General features: G+C 57.9%; 14 protein-coding genes and 1 pseudogene. 3 read left to right on the plus strand and 12 right to left on the minus strand.

Translation table 11 applies throughout. The features are described 5' to 3' along the window. Positions 1 to 2 precede the first annotated feature (2 nt). Genes AC6I8V_RS21655 through AC6I8V_RS21665 form a run of 3 tightly spaced genes read right to left on the minus strand, consistent with a single transcriptional unit; the run spans position 3 to position 2,273 of the window. Positions 3 to 233: a non-oxidative hydroxyarylic acid decarboxylases subunit D gene (locus AC6I8V_RS21655; protein ID WP_497846532.1), complete on the minus strand. Its 231-nt coding sequence runs from the start codon at positions 231 to 233 to the stop codon at positions 3 to 5. A gap of 10 nt (positions 234 to 243) precedes the next feature. Beyond that, positions 244 to 1,671 carry a non-oxidative hydroxyarylic acid decarboxylases subunit C gene (locus AC6I8V_RS21660; RefSeq protein ID WP_497846533.1) on the minus strand — a complete coding sequence of 476 codons (1,428 nt, stop codon included), beginning with the start codon at positions 1,669 to 1,671 and terminating at the stop codon, positions 244 to 246. Positions 1,672 to 1,673: 2 nt separating this feature from the next. Then, the gene (locus AC6I8V_RS21665) at positions 1,674 to 2,273 is read right to left on the minus strand and encodes a non-oxidative hydroxyarylic acid decarboxylases subunit B (protein ID WP_497846534.1); all 600 of its coding nucleotides are present in this window, start codon (positions 2,271 to 2,273) and stop codon (positions 1,674 to 1,676) included. Positions 2,274 to 2,464: 191 nt separating this feature from the next. Here AC6I8V_RS21665 and AC6I8V_RS21670 point away from each other — a divergent pair, with 191 nt between their 5' ends. Beyond that, complete coding sequence (locus AC6I8V_RS21670) at positions 2,465 to 2,875, plus strand: MarR family winged helix-turn-helix transcriptional regulator (protein ID WP_497846589.1); 411 nt, start codon at positions 2,465 to 2,467, stop codon at positions 2,873 to 2,875. A gap of 45 nt (positions 2,876 to 2,920) precedes the next feature. Here AC6I8V_RS21670 and iolG read toward each other — a convergent pair whose 3' ends face one another. The 7 genes from iolG to AC6I8V_RS21705 all read right to left on the minus strand — a co-directional run bounded on the left by iolG (position 2,921) and on the right by AC6I8V_RS21705 (position 15,515). Beyond that, positions 2,921 to 3,931 (minus strand): bifunctional inositol 2-dehydrogenase/D-chiro-inositol 1-dehydrogenase, encoded by a 1,011-nt coding sequence (gene iolG, locus AC6I8V_RS21675; RefSeq protein ID WP_497846535.1) that lies wholly within the window; start codon positions 3,929 to 3,931, stop codon positions 2,921 to 2,923. A 168-nt stretch (positions 3,932 to 4,099) separates the two neighbouring features. Continuing rightward, the gene (locus AC6I8V_RS21680) at positions 4,100 to 10,042 is read right to left on the minus strand and encodes an autotransporter outer membrane beta-barrel domain-containing protein (RefSeq protein WP_497846536.1); all 5,943 of its coding nucleotides are present in this window, start codon (positions 10,040 to 10,042) and stop codon (positions 4,100 to 4,102) included. Positions 10,043 to 10,435: 393 nt separating this feature from the next. After that, on the minus strand, positions 10,436 to 11,323 hold the full coding sequence (locus AC6I8V_RS21685) for a polysaccharide deacetylase family protein (RefSeq protein WP_497846537.1): 888 nt from the start codon (positions 11,321 to 11,323) through the stop codon (positions 10,436 to 10,438). Positions 11,324 to 11,327: 4 nt separating this feature from the next. Further along, entirely contained in the window at positions 11,328 to 12,074 is a 747-nt protein-coding gene (locus AC6I8V_RS21690) for an SDR family NAD(P)-dependent oxidoreductase (protein ID WP_497846538.1), read from the minus strand. Next, positions 12,071 to 13,084: a ketopantoate reductase family protein gene (locus AC6I8V_RS21695; protein ID WP_497846539.1), complete on the minus strand. Its 1,014-nt coding sequence runs from the start codon at positions 13,082 to 13,084 to the stop codon at positions 12,071 to 12,073. The genes AC6I8V_RS21690 and AC6I8V_RS21695 overlap by 4 nt, the downstream gene beginning before the upstream one ends. A gap of 17 nt (positions 13,085 to 13,101) precedes the next feature. Then, positions 13,102 to 14,409 carry an MFS transporter gene (locus AC6I8V_RS21700; RefSeq protein WP_497846540.1) on the minus strand — a complete coding sequence of 436 codons (1,308 nt, stop codon included), beginning with the start codon at positions 14,407 to 14,409 and terminating at the stop codon, positions 13,102 to 13,104. A 350-nt stretch (positions 14,410 to 14,759) separates the two neighbouring features. Further along, the gene (locus tag AC6I8V_RS21705; RefSeq protein WP_497846541.1) at positions 14,760 to 15,515 is read right to left on the minus strand and encodes an IclR family transcriptional regulator; all 756 of its coding nucleotides are present in this window, start codon (positions 15,513 to 15,515) and stop codon (positions 14,760 to 14,762) included. A 186-nt stretch (positions 15,516 to 15,701) separates the two neighbouring features. Between AC6I8V_RS21705 and AC6I8V_RS21710 the strand changes: the two are divergent. Together AC6I8V_RS21710 and AC6I8V_RS21715 are read left to right on the plus strand one after the other, a co-directional pair. Next, positions 15,702 to 16,508, plus strand: a pseudogene (locus AC6I8V_RS21710) (MFS transporter); the annotation flags it as partial. Next, on the plus strand, positions 16,506 to 17,045 hold the full coding sequence (locus tag AC6I8V_RS21715) for an MFS transporter (RefSeq protein WP_497846590.1): 540 nt from the start codon (positions 16,506 to 16,508) through the stop codon (positions 17,043 to 17,045). The pseudogene AC6I8V_RS21710 and the gene AC6I8V_RS21715, both read left to right, overlap by 3 nt. A 51-nt stretch (positions 17,046 to 17,096) precedes the next feature. Here the strand turns inward: AC6I8V_RS21715 and AC6I8V_RS21720 are convergent, their stop codons facing one another. Both AC6I8V_RS21720 and AC6I8V_RS21725 read right to left on the minus strand, forming a co-directional pair. Beyond that, positions 17,097 to 18,236, minus strand: a complete 1,140-nt coding sequence (locus AC6I8V_RS21720) for an alanine racemase (RefSeq protein ID WP_497846591.1) — start codon at positions 18,234 to 18,236, stop codon at positions 17,097 to 17,099. An 11-nt stretch (positions 18,237 to 18,247) separates the two neighbouring features. Further along, positions 18,248 to 19,216 (minus strand): threo-3-hydroxy-L-aspartate ammonia-lyase, encoded by a 969-nt coding sequence (locus AC6I8V_RS21725; RefSeq protein ID WP_497846542.1) that lies wholly within the window; start codon positions 19,214 to 19,216, stop codon positions 18,248 to 18,250. Between the last annotated feature and the right edge of the window lie 8 nt (positions 19,217 to 19,224).

A 19,224-nucleotide genomic window follows, 5' to 3' on the forward strand; every position in this document is an offset into this window, starting at 1 on the left:
GGTTACGATTTTGCCATTAACGGCGGAATCGACGGGACTTCAGGCGCCTCATCGATATCTTTCTGCGTCATACGAAACGCTTCCGGATAGTGCTCGCGTTGCGTGCGGCGCGCCGGTTCGGTATCGCGCCAGGTATACAGGCAGTGCTGGCACTGAAATACCGTCCAGACACCTTTGATCGGTGACGTCGCCATGACGTCAATTTGCTCATCGGCACAGCGTGGACAAATCATATTTCTCTCCTTATTTACGGTTAGCCAGCATGGCGGTGAGTTTCTCAACCCACTGCGCGGTTTCTGGCAAATCTTTTACCGGCTGGCTGTAATGACCGCGGTTATCAGGGGCGACGGGGGTGGTGGCATCGATAATCAGTTTGTCGGTGATACCTGCCGGGCTGGAACCGGGGTCCAGCTCCAGTACCGACATATTCGGCAGCTGCACCAAATCACCGGCGGCATTAACCTTGGACGACAAGGCCCACATCACCTGAGGCAGATCGAAAGGATCGACATCTTCATCCACCATAATGACCATTTTTACGTAGCCCAGGCCGTGAGGGGTGGTCATAGCACGCAGACCTACCGCGCGGGCAAAGCCGCCGTAACGTTTTTTGGTGGAGATAATCGCCAGCAGGCCGTGGGTATACATGGCGTTAACCGCCTGCACTTCGGGGAATTCGGTTTTAAGCTGTTGATAAAGCGGAACGCAGGTTGCTGGCCCCATCAGATAATCGATCTCTGTCCAGGGCATACCGAGATAGAGCGATTCAAAAATCGGTTTGGTACGGTATGAGACTTTATCAATACGTACCACGGTCATATTACGACCGCCCGAATAGTGGCCGGTGAACTCGCCAAACGGGCCTTCGATCTCGCGCTTGCGCCCTTCTATCACCCCTTCGAGGATCACTTCAGAACCCCAGGGCACGTCAAAACCGGTCAGCGGCGCCGTGGCAATCGGGTAAGCACATTCGCGCAGCGCGCCTGCCATTTCGTATTCGGATTGATCGTATTTCAGCGGCGTCGCGCCCATCAGGGTGATAATGGGATCGTTGCCAAGGGTGATGGCGATCGGCAGATCTTCGCCCCGCTCCTCCGCTTTATGCAGATGCAAAGCAATGTCATGCATCGGCACCGGTTGCAGGCCAAGTTTGCGTTTGCCCTTCACCTCCATGCGGTAGATCCCGACGTTTTGTTTACCAAAATGGTCAGGATCCAGCGGATCGCGCGACACCACGCAGGCTTTGTCCAGGTAGAATCCGCCATCGCCGTCGTTCAGGCGGAACAGCGGCAGAATATCAAACAGGTTGATATCATCGCCGTCGACGCTGTTTTCTGCCCACGCCGGGTTGGCGCGCCGCTCCGGCGCGACCGGGAAGTTATCCCAGCGGCGGATAAACTCATCAATCTGCTTCTTCACCGGCGTGTTGGCTGGCAGGCCAAGAGCGATGGCATGGTTCTGCCACGAGCCGAGGGTGTTCATCACCACATGTGCGTGTGCAAACCCTTTGATACGGGTGAACGCAATCGCCGGTGCGCCTTCACCAATCCGTCCGGTCGCGTTCGCCGCTGCGGCGATGTCGGGTTCGGCATTAACTTCTTCTTCGATATGCAGCAACTGCCCCTGCTCATCCAGTGCCCTGAGATAACTGCGTAGATCATCAAATGCCATGCTTAATCCTCCGGTGTCAGGCAATGTTTAGAATCTGCTGCGCGCAGCCCTTGCCAGCGCTGCGCTTCTGGAAAATTGAGACCAAACTGATCCAGCACACGCGCCACAACATGGTTGGTGACGTCGGTGATGGATTTCGGGTGGTTATAAAACGCGGGCATCGGTGGCACCATCGCCACGCCCATGCGGGAAAGTGCCAGCATGTTTTCAAGATGGATGGTGCTGAGCGGCGTCTCGCGTGGGACCAGCACCAGTTTTCTCCCCTCTTTCAGCACGACGTCGGCAGCGCGGCCGACCAGTCCGTCGGCGTAGCCCGCGCGGATACCGGCAAGGGTTTTCATGCTACAGGGAATGATGATCATGCCGTCGGTATGGAAAGATCCTGAGGAGATGGTCGCCGCCTGATCGGCCGGGTTATGCACCACGTCCGCCAGCGCCGCCACGTCACGCGGCGTGTACGGGGTTTCCAGTTCGATAGTGGTTTTCGCCCACTTCGACATAACCAGATGGGTTTCTACCTCAGGGATCGCCTTCAGCGCCTGCAGCAGCGCCACGCTTAAGGGCGCGCCGGTGGCCCCGGTGATACCAATAATTAATCGCATATGCTGGCCTCCTAATTTGTTCGTATAAGAACTATTTATTTACCTTAGCGCTGGACCGACTCGCTGGCAAGGGAGAAACAGAAAAAAAGTTCGTACACGAATGTTACAATTACATCTTGTTGAGGACAGGTTTCTGCATCCGGGCTGGAATGAGGTATTCTGGCTGCTCTACACAACGAGGCTCGATGAATATGGAAAATCAACTGGGTAACGTGCCTTTCCACCTGATGCGCCAGCTATTTCAGGAACATACGGCGCTGTGGCAGAAATCACTGCCGGAACTCACCAAGCAGCAATATTCGGTATTGTGCGCCGTGGCAGAGAGGCCGGGTATTGAACAGATGGATTTGATGGATGCAGCGCTGAGCAGTAAAGCCACCCTGGCAGAACTGCTGATGAGAATGGAGAGCAGAGGGCTGGTCTTCAGGGAACCGGGAAAGAATGATAAACGTCGCCGTTTAATCTCTTTAACGCCTGACGGGAGCGCTGCTCTGGAACAGGCAAAACCTCTGGCGGCCGAGGTGGATAACACCTTCCTGTCGCGTTTAACAACGCCGAAACAGCAGGAACTGGTGGCGCTGTTGCAGGCTATGCTGGGGTAGCAAAGGTAAACCAGCGCGGCATCACCTGTATGCCGCGCCAGTTAATCAGCGATAGAACGTCGGCTTCGCCGGCATGGTTATGGGTTCAATGGCCGCTGAATTTTGCGCCCTGACACAGGCATCCGCCGCCACCGCCGCCGCAAAGCCATCCCAGGCGGAGGGGCCGCGCATTTCGCCGGACAACACGTTGTTGATAAACGCCTGCAATTCAACGTCGTAAGCATCGATAAAACGCTTTTTCCAGTCGGTCAGAATGCCGGTGGAGAGCTTAGCGGCGCTGCGCAGCTGCACGGAAACCGGCTCTGGCAGGCGGGCAATCCCGGTTTCACCCACCACTTCGCACTGAATGTCGTAGCCATATTCGCAGTTCACGAAGATCTCAACGTCAATACGCACCCCTTTCGCGGTTTCCAGCAGGACGATCTGCGGATCGCGCAGATGGGAAGCGGCGTGGCGTGTTTTGCGCGGATAGATCACCTGCGCGCTGACGTAATCATCTTTCAGCAGCCAGCGCAGCACATCCAGTTCATGGATTAACGTATCGGTGATCGCCATATCGGTGGTATAGGAATCGCCGACGGCGGGATTGCGATGGGCGCAATGCAACATCAGCGGGGCGCCGATTTCGCCGCTGTCGATCACCGCCTTCAGCGCACGATAGCCGCTGTCGTAGGGGCGCATAAAGCCAACCTGCACCCGCTGTTTTCCCGCTGCGATTTCTGCTGCGACAATGTTCATACACCCCTGCGCGGTGACGGCCAGCGGCTTCTCGCAGAACACGTATTTACCCGCTTTGATCGCCGCCAGCACGAACGCTTCATGAGTCGGTCCCCATGAAGTCACCAGCACCGCCTGCACCTCAGGCGCAGTAATCAGCTCATGGGCGTTATCGAAGATACGCGCCTCAATACCCAGCTCGTTTACCACCTGTTCGCAGCTGGCGCGGTGAATATCATTCAGCGCCACCACGCGTGAATGTTGCAGCACCTGGCTGCAACGGCGAATATGTTCGCGGCCAATGGCACCGGTGCCGATTACCCCAATATTTAACGTCATGATGCGATTCCTCCAGGCGGTTATTTAGGGTCAGATAATAAGACCTCCTGGCGCCCTGCTCTGCGGCAATCTTGAGTGATTTACATCAGGCGCGTCCTTCGCTGAATAAATAAAAAAAAGCGCCTCCCGGCAGGGACGCGCCTTTGCAAACCTGTCAGCGTCTGACGGTTAAAACGTCCAGCGCACCCCGGCGTTGTAGCGCCAGCCTTCGGTGCCGTTGCCGTCAATCTGCAGGCGGTAATCCGCCTCCGCATACAGCGACACCGCGTTGGTAAAGGTGGTGGTGCCCCCGATACCGACATCCCACATCTGACCGAATTTGCCGCTGTCGAACGCCTCGGTGGCATCGCTGCCGCTGGCGCCGACGTGGGTTTGCGCAGTCCCGCCCCAGCCGCGTAAATAGTTGGTGCGCAGATACGGGGTGTACTGCCGCCCGGCGTCATCCTGCCAGCTGCGATCGACGCGTACCCCCACGCGGCCAATGGTTTGATCGTAATCGCTCCAGCTGACGCGGGTATGATCCTCGTCAGTGAGGTTATCCATATTCAGTTGCAGGTAGATCAGCTGCGCCTGCGGTTCCAGGCGCACGCCGTTAGCCAACTGCCACGGATAGCCGGTTTCCAGCGAGGCGCTCCAGCCGTTGCCTTTGATTTTCGCCACATCCTTTTGGCGGGCGATATCGGTATCGCCACGGTGCCAGTCCAGCGACAGCGCACCATCCAGATAGAAACCACTCGCACGCTGCCAGGTGGCGTACAGCGCCAGGCTGTCACTATCAAAGGTGGTGGAGCTGTAGCCATCGGCGGCCTGCGGTTTAATGCGGCTATTGCCGCGTGTGTAAGCCAGACCGGCACGCAGGCTATCCTGCGCGCCATCCAGCCGCAGCAGATTGCCCCCCAGCTGCACCGCGCTGTAATCAAGGTCAAAATCGTAGCCGTAATGGCTGGTATCCAGATTGGTGTGGTACTTCAGGTTGGAACCGAGATAGCGAATAAACATCTCACCACCGTAACCGTCGGCGTCTGAGGCATTCTGACGCAGCTCGCCAAGGCGTTTATGCAGATCGTCAATCACCGCCATGCTGTAGTAAGCCAGCCCGACCGGCGCAGAGATGTACGACGGTAACTGGGGGATCACCGCCGGACGCGCCACGCTGGCTGCCGACGACTGTGGCTGGCAGAGCGAACCATCGCTACAGATAAAGTTGTTTGCCAGACGGTAATCCCAGCCCGCATTGCCGCCGCCGGGCGCCACGCTGTAAAGACCGTACTGCCACGGCCCTGACGCCACATAACCCCGACTCAGCGCAAAACTCTCTGCACTGGCGCTGCCGTTGACCTGCGCCAGCGAGATGCCGTCGTTTGCCGTCAGCACCGCGTTGCTACCGGCAATCGGGGTATCGTCGATCAACGTGGTTCCGCTGGCATTACCGTTGACGTGCAGAGCATCGCTGCGACCGCCTGGCGCAATCAGGGTATTGAGTTTTACCGTGCCGCCCATCGAGGCCAGCTGGCCGTTGATGGTCAGCGTATTGCTGGCGGGATTGCTGCCGTTGGTCAGATCCAGCGTACCGGCATTGTTGACCACCAGTGAATCATCGCTGGCCCCGCTTAGCAGCGGATTGACGTTATCACCGGCATACAGGGTAGAACCGCTATCGATGTTGATGGTGCTGTGCGCCAGGCTGAGGTTATCGGTCAGCGTCCACTGCGTGTGAGAGAAGTTGATGGTGCTCCAGCCGTCTCCGAGGTTAACCCCCTTGCTGGGATCGTCGCTGGCAAGGGATGCCCCGCTGGCGTCGATATTGGTGAAGCTCAGCGTGCTGCCTGCGCCACCGCCGCTGGTGATATGGCGGGTATTGGCGAGGCTTACGTTCTGCACCACCGCCTGATTATTGCTGCCATTACCCATCGTCAGGCTGCCGTTCAGCGTGCCGCCGTTGACCAGCAGCGTATCGCTGCCGTTACCGGTATTCACATCCCCCACCACGTTGCCGTCCAGCAGGGCAATCTGATCATCAGTAGCGCCACCCGCCACCACCACGGTTTCCGGGAAAGGCGCGTTGAGGTTGCCTTCGTTGATAAACACCGTCTGCCCGCCGCGCAAATCGATGATGGGCGACACGGTACTCAGTGACAGGATATTGCCGCGGTTAATCACTTCACTGGCGGTGCTGGTCACAATCGCTGAGCCGCCGTTCTGATCATAAATTGAGATGGTGCCTTCAGAGATCACCCGCCCGCTGGTGTTGGCACGTACGCCGGTGCCATTGCCGGAAACAAAAATGGTGTAACCAGGGCCGATCACCAAATCATTACGGGTGGTGGAACCATCCGCATTCGCAAACAGATAACCGGTGCCACCGCCGGTGACATTGATATAGGCGCTGCCATCATGATCGAATGAGGTGGCTGAGCGGATACCGTTGCCGCCGCTGGCGTCGAGGAACACGTTGTTCAGCGAGATATCGCTGGTTGCGGCGCGATTGTTGATTACCGAGCCGCCGCCAAAGGCGTTCAGGATGACATCGTTGGCCGCGAACCACGAGGCTCCGGTATCCAGCAGCACCGCATCGGCTCCGCCGCCTGCCGACAGGACGCTGCTGCCCTGACCGTCGCCATAAATGCGCAGAGCGGCACCGTCACCCACCCGCAGCGCCGCAATGCCGCTATCGACGCGCAATTGACTGTCGAGCGGGACGTACTGGCCGTAGCCACTCACCACATCAACGCCGGTGCCGGAGGCAATATGCACCGTTCCCCGGTTGATAAAGTTGCCGCCGTCATACAGCCGCGCACCGGTCGCGTTGCTGCCGGTGAGATCCACCTGGCCCTGATGATCTACGCGCGCGCCATTGCCGATGGCAAACGCCGTCGCATTCGCGCCATTGCCGCTGATGGCTGACGATGCAAATACCGTCGCGTCATCGGCATCGCTCACGGCACCGACATCGTTGTTGCCGCTGAGCGTGATGGCATTGGAGAGCGTGCCGTTGGCACCATTGCTGATACGTACCGCCGTCGCGCCATCGCCGGTGACAGTGTAACGATCGCTGCCGAACAAGGTGGTGCCTACGCCGCTGGCAACGATACCGCTGCTGTTGGCGCCGCTCAGCGTGACGTCTGCGGGTGCCAGCGGGTAGAAAATCGCGCCGCCGCCGAGACGGTACAACACCGAATTCGCGCTGCTGACATCGACCTGACCGCCGTTGCTGACAATGTTGCTGGCGGAATCCAGCGCCTGGTAGCCAGTCTGGTTTGCATCGTGGAACACCACCGTGCTGCTGGCGCCGGGGAGCAGCGTAGCGCCGCTATAGGCTTCTCCCCCCACCACATTTTCGCCATACAGATTGATGGTGCCGTTCTGATTAATCTGCGCCAGTTCACCTATCGCCATCGCCCCGTGGCTGACGTCAAGCCCGCGATTGTCGCCCGCCGCCACCGTTAACGTGCCGCTGTTGGTGATCACCGCCGGGGTGCTGCCGTCGCCGGAGAAGCTGAAACCTTCGGCATACAACGCGACGCCGCCGTCGGTGACGCTGATAGCGCCGCTGTTAGCCACGTTAGCGCCCCAGATCGCCTGAATACCGTAGGTATTGGCCCCTGCCAGGTTGATATTGCCGGTATTCACCAGCTGTCCCTGATTGCGGGCGATCAGGCCGATTTGTCCGTCATAGACGCCGCTGATGGCGGCATGGTTGGTCAGCGAGGTGCTGGCGTAAGGCGCGCTGATGGCGTTGGTGATATAGCCGGTAAGATCGTGTTTGTTGCCATCCACCACCGCGGCGGTGCTGGTCAGGCTGTTCATATTCAGCGTGGTAGCGGCATCGATGGTGCCCTGCGCCCCGCCTTCGACCAGCACGCCGGTGGAGTACAGGCCGATATTCAGGGTAGCGCCGTTAGTGTTGATATCGGTGCCGGTGCCGCTGCCCATCACCCCGGTGGAGAAGGAGGCATCCGGCGTCAGTGTCAGGCCGCTGCCGTCGAAATCGGCTCCATCCTGATAGCGGAAGATGGTCGAATACCAGCTGGAGACCGCGTAGTTGCCATCGGTGGGCAGGTTGATATGCGCATCGGGGCCAATGGTGAGGAAATTGATTTGATACTGACCGCCGCCGGAGCTGGGCACCGCGCTGCGATCGAGATTCACCGTGGCATTGCCTTCGGCGCGAATGCCAATTGCCGCTGCGCCGCTCAGGTTGATCGGACCGCTCAGGTTGGCAGATGCCTGGCCGCTACCCTCGCCGTCGACCCACACCGCCGTGTTGCGCGTACCATTGGCGGCATCGGCCTGCCCGGTGACGTTAATCGCGCCGCTGGACCAGGCGCTGGCGCTGTTGCCGTCGCTGGCGATCACCTTAAGGCCGGTGCTGTTATCACCGTTCAAATTGATGGTGCCGCTGTTGCCCACCTTGCCGCCGCTACCGGCATCCATCACCAGCATGGCGATGTTTTCAGCCGGTTTGAACTGCGCACGGCCATTAACGTCAATCACGCCATTGTTCTGCGTTACCGCATCGGGACCCGCTTCCACCCGCATCCCCACCGCATTCTGTACTTTGGTACCAATAACGATATGGCCGTTGTTGATCACGCTGGAGTTGAGGATCTGATCGATGGCGCTGGTGCCGCCGCTCTGGTTGATCGCCACATCGCTGGCTGCCGCGTTAAGGCTGTTTTGCGGCGTGCGGCCAAGATAGAGCGTGCCGTCGGCGGCGTTAACAAAGCTCGACTGGTCAGTGCTGAGTACCACACCGGCACTGGCGGCGCTGGCGGTGACGGCAGATACGCCAACGTTGATGATCCCGTGGTTGATGGCAGCGGAATCGGCCAGCCACAAAGCCGCGCTGTCGGATGCGGGTGCATCCGGGCTAATGGCGTAGTTGATGACGCCATTATTGGTGAAGTGGCTGTCGATGGCGTAGACGGTTTTGCCGCTATAGCCGAGGCTGGAACTGTCTACGCCGCTACCGTCGGCATTGTTGAAAAATCCACCGTTAATCACGCCGTTATTCATCCCCTGGCTGCCATTGGCCAGCTCCAGCGCGTTATTGTCGGTCAGCGATTCCCCGCTACTAGCCAGCTTGCCGTCAATCTGCGCGGTGGCGCCGTTGTCAGCCCGCACCGCGCCGTTGCTGGCATTGGCCACCTCCAGGGTTTTGCCCGCATTGATTTTTACCTGCGCGTTGGGGCCATCGGCACTCAGCACCACCCGATCGCCTACCGGCTGGAACACCTCATCATCCGGATCGCTGGCGCTCATGCTGTACACCACGCTGCCGCTTTGCAGAGTAAAAGCCTGGTTGAATGCGCTGTTGTAGCTATCCGGGCTAAGGTTGGCGGTCTGCAATTGGTCGATCAGCCAGTCATTGTAGTTTTGCAGGTCGCTGAGGTTGTTAACGTGAAACGTGGTGGTGTTGTTATCCAGCGTGGTGACGCTGAAGGTGTCGTTATAACGCACCACGCTGTCGATACCGTAGGCCAGGCGGCCACCGTTGGGAGCGGTCACGCCGCTAAAGGTGATGCGATTAGTGGAATCCCAGTTGATTTGCCCATTAGCGCTGGCGGTAAATAAGCGGCTCTGTTTGGCGGCCATGCTCCAGCTGTTATTGTCGGCGTTGCCGATAGCGACGTTAAGCGTGCCGTTAGTGACCTGCGCGACTCTGGCGTTGATATATTGCTGGTCATCGACATCGACATAATCGGTGACCACCGTATCCAGCCCGACCGGCGCCAGCGCGCTAATCGCGGCGGTATTATAAACCTGATACAACGAATAACTGTTATTGGCGTAATCAGGAATGGTGACGCTATAATTTTGCGCGCCAAGTGACAGGCGATCGCTGCCAATCAAATTGTTATCGGAAATAATACGCCCGGTACTTTGTAATTCGCCGAGGGTAATGTTTTGCCTTCCATCTAATCCCGGTGAAAATTGCGGGAACCCGCTGAGAGTTTGCGTGCTGCCATTACACAGGCAATAAATACCTACTTTGTTGTCATTTAATTCCGGCGTATAGGGTTTCAGGACCGCTGCCGAAGATTGCAGCACAGGAAACATCATGCCCTGCGCGGTAATAAGGCTGATAACCAGGGGTTTTAATCTAAACAAAACACTTTCCTCCAGAGAGAAAATCCGTTTTCTGCGCACGGCAAACCACCGCCATACGCAGGGCGTTTTTAATGAAGTTTTTGGCGTCAGAAAGAAATGAGATGCTGGAGGCTAATACACCATTTCGTTAAGGTATCGTCCATGTTGCGTTAAGGATTTTTACGTAACTTAACTACAATTAGGAATTGTGCGGGATGGTTTTTTACTAATCGTGGCCTGGTTTTTTATTATTTATCTGATGATAACTATCGGGTTTAGTGAATGAATCAGGTCATGGGTAAGGCGAAGTGGAATAGAGAGGAAGGTGCCATAATAATTAATGGCGCTGATTTCAGCCAGAGGCGCCCTTATACGCCTCTGGCAACGGCTTACGCGCGCAAAAAATTCTGCCATTTATGCCGCGTGCTGTTTCACCCAGCGTACGATATCCGCATGGGTGGCAAACCAGGCGTTACAGGATTTGCCCAGCCGGATAATCTCTTCAAGTATCCACACCCGCGAACGCGGCGAAATGATATGCGGATGCATGGTGAGCTGGAACAACCCGCCTTCCTGATGCGCGTATTCCAGTTCGCGCCGGAAAATATCAAACACCGCTTCCGGCGACGTATAGGGACGATGGGCCTGAAAACGGTTCATCATAAAATAGACCGCATCATCACGAATCCACTCGACCGGCAATTCGACCACGCCGGTGGCTTCGCCATCCAGCAGCAGTTCATAGCAGTGCTCATCCGCCATCAGCGAGGAGTCATACAGCAGACCCATCTCTTTGGCGATGCGCAGCGTATGGGGACTGAAATCCCACGACGGGGTGCGCATCCCGACCGGGCGCTGGCCGAGCACTTTCTCCAGCGTATCGGCGGATTTCAACATCAGCGAACGTTCATCCTCGTAATCAAGTACCGAATTCAGTTCATGGATCCAGCCGTGCAGGCCAATTTCATGCCCCTGCGCGCTGAGGCGCGTCTGTTCTTCCGGGTAGAGCAGCGCGCAGACCGCGGGCACGTAAAAACTGGCCGGTACCTGATATTTGCTCAGCAGCGCCTCGATACGTGGAATGCCCACGCGCGTGCCAAATTGTCCCCAGCTCATGCGGCCAAAGGATTTGCCGCCGTCGCGCAGCTCGTTTGATTCGTGGTCGCTGTCAAACGACAACGCCACGGCGAAACTCGCCCCGTTCGGCCAGTGTGAGGGTTTAAGCGCTTTGCCTGCGCGTACGTGATTGACCTTCTGTTGCCAGACGTGATCCGGCCACTGCCAGGGTTGCTGTTCTTGCATCTGTTTAACTCCCGCCATCAACTGAGATGATTTGTCCATTAATAAACGACGCCAGATCCGACGCCAGAAACAGCGCCGCGTTGGCGATATCCTGAACCGTACCGAGACGGCGTAGCGCGATGTTGTTTAACACCTGCTGCTGACGCTCCGCGCCAAAGTTGTTCCATTGCTGTCTTGTCGCCTCATTGGTAAAGACAAAACCGGGGGCAATGGCATTGACCTGAATACCAAACGGCCCCAGCTCATGGGCCAGCTGGCGGGTTAATCCCAGTACCGCATGTTTCGCCGCACAGTAAGCCTGCACGCCGGTGAGTGACGCCTTCAGCGCCGCACCTGAACTGATATTGATAATCCGCCCGCGCCCGGCCTGCTTCATCAGCGGCGCTACGGCGCGGCTGAGGACAAAAGCTGCGCCCAGATTGATATCCAGCACCTGGTCCCACTCGGCGTCGCTGACCTGCTCCAGCGCTTTACCCTGCTGACCCGCCACGCCACCGGCGTTATTGATCAGCACGTCGATGGGGCCTGACGCGTTGATCCCGGCAATCCACTGTGCCGCGGCCTGACGATCCCGCAGATCAACCGCGCGGGTCGCGATGCCGGACTGCGCCAAATCGTGCATCGCCTCGGCGCGGATATCACAGACGTGCACCTCGGCACCCAGCGTCTGAAACTGCAACGCCATCTCGCGGCCAAAACCAATCGCCCCGCCGCTGATCGCGACGCGCTTGCCGCTAAAGGAAAGCATCATGACAACAGCTCCTGAAGGTTATGATCGGAAAGCGCGCGTTCGCCTGCCTCGATCTGATGGATCATGGCGATCAATGCCGCCACGGTCGGACATGGGATACCGCGTTTTGCCGCGAGGCTGGCGACGATACCGAGCTGACCATCCACCTCGGTCGGCCGTTTGCGCACCGCTAAATCACGCCAGATGCCGGAATGGGTTTTGGTGTTGGGGCGGTTAAAAGCCACCATCGCCGCAAAGGTGGCGTCAATGGCGTGCTGGCTGGCTCCCGGACGGAACGCCTCGGGATCGAAGCCGTTAAAGCCTTTGAGCGGGATGTCACAGGCGGCGGCCAGCTGGACAATTTCTCCGGCCAGCCGGGTTAATACCGGACGGATATCCTCGCGCGCCAGACAATCGGCAATTCCGCTCTCCCCGACCGCCTGCGCGAACAGCAGCGAACCATAGGCCAGCTTGCCCCATAGCCAGCTGGCAAGGTTATCCGCCTGCACCACGTCGGGTTCGAAATGACGTAAATCGCTGTGCAACGCCGCCAGGCGCGGCGTCATTGTGCCATCCAGCTCACCAATCACCGCCGCGCCCCGGTTCGAATAATGAATCTCGCCAGGGGCGACCCAGTCGGCATAAAAGTTAATAAACGCGCCCAGAGTGCGATGCTCACCGACGATGTCAGCGATGATCGGTTCACATAATCCGTTTTGTAACGACAGCACGTAACCCTCTTCTGTGAGGAATGGCAGCAACTGCTGCGCCGCCTGTGCGGTATGGTGCGATTTAACCGCGAGAAAAATCCGCGACCAGCGACCGCTCAGTTCCGTCGGTAAAAAGGCGGGCGCCACCACGCTGAAATCCTCCAGCCCGCTGATATGCAGCCCCTGCTGTGGATCGCGGATGCAGCTGACGTGGGCGTCGTCGATATCGACAAACGTTACCGCAAAGCCAGCCCGTGCCAGCCATGCCCCGACGGTGCCGCCAATGGCACCGGCGCCCCAGACCAATATTGCGTTATCCATGGTTCGCTCCTGAAAAGTTATTGCAGCGATTCACGGGCCGTTTCCCGCAACCGCATAATCACCAGCCCGGAAGCTATCCCCGCCAGCATCAGATAGAAGGTGGGAGAGATAGCCATGCCGGTCAGATCGATCAATCCGGTAGAAATAAACGGGGCGAAACCGCCAAAGATTGCTGTCGAGAGGCTGTAGCCAATCGACAGCAGCATGGTGCGCGAGGCGGTGGGGAAGATTTCACACAGCGCGGCAGGCGCCGCACCGGAAAACGCCGCGATAAACAGGTTGAAGATGATCTGTACGGTTAACACCACGGCCAGCGTTTTGCTTGCCAGCACCCAGTAAAACAGCGGATACGGCAGCACGACGAAGGCCAGACAACAGGCCAGCAGCAGGGGTTTGCGTCCGATACGATCGGACAGCGCGCCAAACAGCGGGATGGTGGCAACCATAATCACCAGCGCGATGGCGTTGGAAAATAACGCCTGGGTTTGCGTGAAACCGACCTGTTTATTGAGAAAGGTTGGCATCCACGACAGCATCACGTAGTAAGACACCGTCCAGATAATGGCGAAACCGAAGGTCTGGCCCATCAGGCGAATCGCGGTGGCGGTGGGGATTTTATTTTGCGCCGCCGGGTTGTTTTGTGCCGCCACAAAGGCCGGTGTTTCTTCCAGATTACGTCGCATATACGCGCCTACCGGCAGCAACACCGCCCCCAGCAGGAAGGGAATACGCCACGCCCACTCCACCATTTGCTGTTCAGTGAAGATCAGCGTCACGCCCGCCACCACCAGGCTGGTGGTCAGCTGCGCCGAGGCGATGGCAGCCTGGCCCAGCGCGCCGAAGAAACCACGTTTGCCCATCGGCGCGGATTCCACCACAAAGGTGGTGGCGGTGCCCCACTCGCCGCCTGCCGCCAGTCCCTGAATCAAACGGATAATCACCAGCAAAATCGGTGCAATGATCCCGGCTGTTTCATAGGTCGGCAGCAGACCAATGCCGACGGTACCCAGCGCCATACCATAAATGGTGATTTTCAGTGCGACGCTACGGCCATATTTATCAGCGATACGGCCGATGACCGCGCCGCCGAGAGGACGCGCCAGAAAGCCCACGCCAAAGGTAGCAAAACTCGCCAGCAAACCGGTTACGCCGTCCCCCTGATAAAAGTTGTGGGCGATAAGCGAGGCCATATAGGCAAAAATAATAAAGTCATAATATTCCAGCACGTTGCCGATCATCGCGGCAAACAACTGGCGACGTTTCGGCATCATGGCACGTCCCTGCGGGTAATGATTTAACTCCTGGGTGAACTGGTCTTGGCTCATAGTCTGGCTCTCGGTCAGGACGACAGGAAAAAAGTTGAATGTTCATATATGTGAACTCGCGTTCTCATATATGAACTACGCTGACACAAAAATTCAGCGAGATCCAGATGGGACTTGCGGGGTGCAAACGCCAGCGCATACAGCGCAAATGCATCGGTAAAAACGGTTTTCCCAGTGATAAATTCGCAAAAGTGAGGAAACGATTGCGTTTGTGCGCCGCAATGGCGAAGTTTTTTGCTGCTTTTAACCAGGTGAAAAGGGTAAAAACAGCAAATTTCGTGGGTCAGAAATAAGAAGTTCGTATAGTTAACGACAAAAATAGTGAGCGCAAAAGCGCGATCCTGCGTCGCTTAAACCAGTAAATCCGAGAGTTTTTTGCCCTCTTCTAACACCGCTTTGATGATTTGGCTTTTCTTGTCGCTAAAGCGGGCGGACAGACAGGAGACATTGAGCATGGCGATCGGTTCTCCCTGCGCATCGCGGATGGGCGTGCAGACCCCGGTGCCACCAATATCCACTTCATCGGCAGAAATCGAATAATTGCGCGCGGCGGCTTCATTGATCAGCGCCTCCAGCTGCTGCGGGTCGGTGACGGTGTATTTGGTCCAGGGCGTAATCGGATAACGTGCCAGTAGTGCCTGCCGCTCCTCCGCGCTTTTCACCGCCAGATACATCCGACCCATGGCGGTGCAATGCACCGGCAACTGCATCGACATCGCCATTTCGTAGCGAATGGATTGCGAGCTGAGTACCTGATGTACCAGACGAATCTTGCCCTCGGCGGTCAATACTCCCATCGTCACCGTCTCTTCCAGTTCGCTCGCCATCGTGGCCATTACCGGCCGCGCCAGCGTCAGCAACTGGGTCAAACGCGCACCGCCCCAGCTGAAACCATGGCTGCGAAACGTCTCGTTCAGACGGTAGATACCCTGCTCGTCTTTATCGAGATAACCGCGGGCACACAGGGTGCGCAGCAATCCCAGCGCGCTGCTTTTCGGTAAGCTGAAGGTGTGGGCAATAGCGGCCAGGTTAGCCTCTTTGCCACTTTCGCTAAAGTACTCAAGCAAGTCTAAAACTCTGGCTGCCGAACGGACGACATCACTCATACTAATTCCATATAGGTACGCATGTTCATATATGCGAACACTATACGAGGTTTTGCCGGGCGATGCACTGCCGCTAATACAGCAACAAACCTGCATGACTTCACCGGGATGTGATCGTTTTCTCATCAGACCCCTGACCTATCTTGTATGGTAGTAGGATAAAACACATCGCAGGGATTACTGACTATGGCTTCCTCTACCGTTACGCATTCTCAGGCCTCGCAGGCCGCGCATACCTCATTGATCAAACGCGTTGCCGGGGCGTCAGCCATTGGCACCGCGGCGGAATATTACGATTTCTTTGCCTACGGCACGGCCGCCGTGCTGTTTTTCGGCCATCTGTTTTTCCCCAGCCACGATCCGCTAATCAGCACCCTCGCCGCCTTTGCGACCTATGCGGTGGGCTTTCTGGCGCGCCCGATTGGCGGCATTGTGTTTGGTCATATCGGCGATAAGGTCGGACGTAAAAAAGCGCTGGTGGCGACCATCCTGATTGTCGGCCTCGGTACCTTCTGCATTGGGCTGCTGCCAACCTATGAAAAAATCGGTATCTGGGCGCCGGTGCTGCTGATTGCCATTCGCCTGTTGCAGGGCTTTGGCGTGGGTGGCGAACAGGCGGGCGCGGTATTGATGACGGCGGAATATGCGCAGTCATCCCGCCGTGGTTTCTTCGCCAGCTGGGTACAGATAGGCGCGCCGGTTGGTTTTCTGCTGCCGCTGGCGCTGTTCGCCATCCTCAACGCGAGCTTATCCGGCGATCAGATGATGGCCTGGGGCTGGCGCGTTCCCTTCCTGCTGAGCGCCGTGCTGGTGATTGTGGGGTTGTTTATCCGTCTGCGCATCGATGAATCCCCGGTATTTGCCGCGATCCGCGCCACCAAAGCGGCGGAATCACGCCCGCTGAAAGAGGTGATTCAGGGCAATCCGCGTCTGGTGATCAATGGTGTCGCCGCCAAGTTGATCGAGGCCTGTGCCTTTGCGTTATTTACGGTGATCATCCTGGCCTGGGGTAAAGCCAATCAGATCGATGCGGGCATTCTGATGAATAGCATGATCGTGGCGGTGATCTTAGAAGTGTTTTCGATTCCGCTGATGGGCGCCCTGTCCGATAAAATCGGGCGCAAACCGGTCTATCTGCTGGGCACGCTGCTTATTGTGCTGTCTATCGTACCGTTCTTCCTCGCGCTGTCGCAAAACAGCTACTGGCTGACGCAAATCGCCATGATTGTGGCGCTGACGTTTGGCCACAGCATGTGCTACGCGCCTCAGGCCTCCTGGTTCCCGGAACTGTTCCCCACCCATATTCGCTGTAGCGGCATCGCGGTGATCTGGCAGGTGGGTTCACTGATTGGCAGCGGTGTGCTGGGGCTGGTGGCGGTGAAAATCCTGCAAGCTACCGATGGCCACTGGTACGGGCTGGCTCTCTACGTCGCGGTGCTGGGCGTGATTTCGCTGATCGGCCTGCTGCGTTTGCCGGAAACCGCCCCACGCCGGCGCAACGGTGAATATCAGCAATGGCAACAGCATTGATCCAGACTGAGCGGCACCTTCGGGTGCCGCCCGAGTGACAATGTCACTTCATTACCAGCCGATGATGCGTGACCAGCGCAATGGGGCATCCTGCGTCGCCTGCAATACCTGATAATGCTGATGCATCGCGGCGGTGGCGCAGGCGTGGTTCGGCAGAATACGTACCCGTGAGCCAATGGGGAAATCATCGACCCGCAGCTTACCTTCAGCTGGCAGTGCAATGATGCCGTGCTCCTGATTGGTGCTGGTCAGGCAGACTTCCAGCGAGTTGCCCTGCATATCGCACACCAGCCCGTAACCATAATCGACCGGACCGGCAGCGGTACCGCGATCGCGCGACATCGCCATCCAGCCAGCATCCACAAACACCCAGTTTTTGTCGGCGTTATGACCAATTACGCTGCTGACCACTGACAGCGCGATATCCTGTTTCTGACACACGCCGACGTTGTGCATGACCAGGTCAAAGGTGGTAAACACCCCGGCACGGACTTCGCTGATACCTTCCAGTTCTGCGGCGTAATGCGCGGTGGGCGTCGCGCCGACGCTGAGGATCGGACAGGCGATGCCGGCCGCGCGCACGCGCCGGGCCGCAAGGCGAATGGCGTCGCACTCGGCACGGGCCGCTGCCCGAATCTCCGCTGGGGTACGACAGTGATAGGACTCACCGGCATGTGCCAGCAGCCCACGCACCACGGCGCCCTGACCTTCCAGCTGCCGGGCAATCTGCAACAAAACCTCGCTTTGCGGCGGAATGCCGCCGCGATGACCGTCACAGTCGATTTCAATAAACACCGAAAAGGAGATGCCGTGCTGCTGCGCGTAGTGTGCCACCGCCTGCGCCTGCTCGGGGGTATCCAGCAGGATGTGCAGGTCCACGCCCTGCTGCATCAGACGCGCCACGCGCGGCAGTTTGTGTGGCGCGATGCCAACGGCATACAACAGGTTACGATAACCGGCAGCGGCAAATCCTTCCGCTTCCGCCAGCGTCGAAACCGTGGCGGGATGGGTGGGACTGGTGAGCAGATAGGCCGCCGCCTCAACCGAACGCAGGGTTTTCAGATGCGGGCGCACCACGCTGCCGAGTTGCGTCACATGCTGGTAAAGACGGTCAATATTGCGCTGGTAGCGCGCCTCGTCGATCAACAGATAGGGGGTTTCAAGCTGATTGAGCCAGTTGTTCACCGATATCTCCTGCGAAATTAGTTTGCCAGCAAGGTGCTGAAACGATTGAGATCGACGTTGCCGCCGCTGATAACAATACCAATGCGTTTACCGCGCAGGCTTTCCTGCCGCGCCCGCACGGCCGCCAGCCCAAGGCAACCGGTCGGTTCAACCGTCATCTTCATCCGCTCCGCAAAGAAACGCATTTCGGCAATCAGCTGCTCATCGCTGGCGGTAAGGATATCGTCAACCTTCGCCTGAATAATCGGGAAGGTGTAACGGCCCAGATATTGCGTCTGCGCCCCGTCAGCGATGGTGACTGGCGTGTCGATTTTGATGATTTTTCCGGCGCGGAAAGATTGCTGTCCATCATTACCGGCTGCCGGTTCGACGCCATAAATAACGGTTGCGGGGCTGAGATGACGCGCCGCCAGCGCGCTCCCCGCCAGTAATCCGCCACCGCCCAGCGGCGTCAGCAGCACGTCGAGCGGCCCGACCTGCTCCAGCAGCGCTTTTGCCGCGGTGCCCTGTCCGGCAATGACGTGCGGATGATCGTAAGGCGGGATCAGCGTCAGTCCCTGCTGTTCTGCCAGGTCGCGGCCAATCTGTTCACGATCTTCGGTGTAGCGATCGTAGGTCACCACCTGAGCGCCGTAACCGCGCGTGGCAGCCAGTTTGGCGGCGGGCGCATCCAGCGGCATCACAATGGTGGCCGGGATATTGAGTAATTTTGCTGCCAGCGCGATGCCCTGAGCATGGTTGCCTGACGAAAACGCCACGACCCCGGCCTTACGCTGCGGCGCGGTAAACTGCAAAAGCGCATTGAGCGCGCCGCGAAACTTGAATGCGCCCATGCGCTGAAAATTTTCGCACTGGAAGAAAACCTCAACCCCGAGGGCTTCATTCAGGCTGCGCGACGTCATCACCGGCGTCGGGTTGATATAAGGCTGGATACGTTCGGCGGCCGCGGCGACATCCTCATACGTCGGCAAAACTAGCTCATTCATCTCTGCAC

Source organism: Pantoea sp. X-Soil-TKNS-1207 (genome assembly GCF_059730485.1).

Excerpts from the sequence above, each read along its gene's own strand:
- AC6I8V_RS21655 (WP_497846532.1), bottom strand. The coding sequence starts at position 233 with ATGATTTGTCCACGCTGTGCCGATGAGCAAATTGACGTCATGGCGACG.
- AC6I8V_RS21660 (WP_497846533.1), bottom strand. The coding sequence starts at position 1,671 with ATGGCATTTGATGATCTACGCAGTTATCTCAGGGCACTGGATGAGCAG.
- AC6I8V_RS21665 (WP_497846534.1), bottom strand. The coding sequence starts at position 2,273 with ATGCGATTAATTATTGGTATCACCGGGGCCACCGGCGCGCCCTTAAGC.
- AC6I8V_RS21670 (WP_497846589.1), top strand. The coding sequence starts at position 2,465 with ATGGAAAATCAACTGGGTAACGTGCCTTTCCACCTGATGCGCCAGCTA.
- iolG (WP_497846535.1), bottom strand. The coding sequence starts at position 3,931 with ATGACGTTAAATATTGGGGTAATCGGCACCGGTGCCATTGGCCGCGAA.
- AC6I8V_RS21685 (WP_497846537.1), bottom strand. The coding sequence starts at position 11,323 with ATGCAAGAACAGCAACCCTGGCAGTGGCCGGATCACGTCTGGCAACAG.
- AC6I8V_RS21690 (WP_497846538.1), bottom strand. The coding sequence starts at position 12,074 with ATGATGCTTTCCTTTAGCGGCAAGCGCGTCGCGATCAGCGGCGGGGCG.
- AC6I8V_RS21695 (WP_497846539.1), bottom strand. The coding sequence starts at position 13,084 with ATGGATAACGCAATATTGGTCTGGGGCGCCGGTGCCATTGGCGGCACC.
- AC6I8V_RS21700 (WP_497846540.1), bottom strand. The coding sequence starts at position 14,409 with ATGAGCCAAGACCAGTTCACCCAGGAGTTAAATCATTACCCGCAGGGA.
- AC6I8V_RS21705 (WP_497846541.1), bottom strand. The coding sequence starts at position 15,515 with ATGAGTGATGTCGTCCGTTCGGCAGCCAGAGTTTTAGACTTGCTTGAG.
- AC6I8V_RS21725 (WP_497846542.1), bottom strand. The coding sequence starts at position 19,216 with ATGAATGAGCTAGTTTTGCCGACGTATGAGGATGTCGCCGCGGCCGCC.